The organism is Flavobacterium sp., from assembly GCF_003525665.1.
Taxonomy (GTDB): domain Bacteria; phylum Bacteroidota; class Bacteroidia; order Flavobacteriales; family Flavobacteriaceae; genus Flavobacterium.
This window is the reverse complement of the sequence record NZ_DQDX01000172.1, coordinates 4,926-5,884: the sequence shown is the minus strand read 5'-3', so window position 1 is coordinate 5,884 and position 959 is coordinate 4,926. Positions and strand designations below refer to the sequence as shown.

Below are 959 nucleotides of genomic sequence, written 5' to 3'. Positions count from 1 at the left end.
AGGAACAATTTAAAAATGCGGTTTTTAATTTAGATAGAATTTCAAAAGAAGTCGAAATTGGAAGCAAACCCAAAAGCGATTTATACGACGTGCAATTGAGTTTTGCTCAAGAAGAAAAACGAATTTTAGAAACTGAGCAATTGTACACTATTCAAAAAATGCAATTGTTTCAACTGATGAATGCTGCTGATGTTTCAATTTCAGAAGTGGTTTTAGTTTCCAATTCATCCGATGAAACTACGACAGTTTCTTCAGAAGTTTCTAATCCAAAAATTAAATCGGCCGAACTAAATTATAAAAGTAGTTTGAAGGAATTAAGCAGTCAAAGAGCCAATAATTTGCCTGTTTTATCGTCTTTTTATTCTATTTCTAGCTTTTATTACAAGCCATTAAATCAATCTAGTGCTGATGTTGCAAGTTTTAGTAATCAAGTAGGCGACAATAAAAACCAACAAGTCGGACTTCAATTAAGTGTTCCAATTTTCAACGGATTTAGAAATAATAAAAGGAATGTTGCGGCCAAAATTGAAACCGAAAAAAACAAACTCATCATCACTCAAGAACAGCAAAAAATCGAAAATCAAATTGCATTAGAAAAACAAAATCAACAGAATTATTTGCAACTTCAAAATAAATTTGAGGAAACGTTAACGTATGCAAAAGCTTCATTTTCAACAACCCAATCAAAATTTTTAGCAGGAAAAATCGAATCAATATCGCTATCATCAGTTAAAAATCAATTGCTTTCTTCAGAGTATGATGTTTTGAAAAATAGTTTACAAATGGAATACACCAATTTCAAAATCAACTTGATTCAAAATAATAGGTTATAACTATCTCATTATAACAAAACTTTAAAGCTTGTTGCTATCATACTTTTAAACTTCTTACTATCTTTGCAATTCATATTCAGTTTAAATAAAAAGTCAAACAACTTTTAAACTTTTAAACTCATAAAC

At 29.2% G+C, this 959-nt stretch carries 1 protein-coding gene; it reads left to right on the top strand.

What is annotated here, in order from left to right:
• Window positions 1-833: TolC family protein (locus tag DIU01_RS11970; RefSeq protein WP_290834761.1), on the top strand; the 833-nt coding region annotated here is incomplete at its 5' end.
• Window positions 834-959 lie beyond the last annotated feature (126 nt).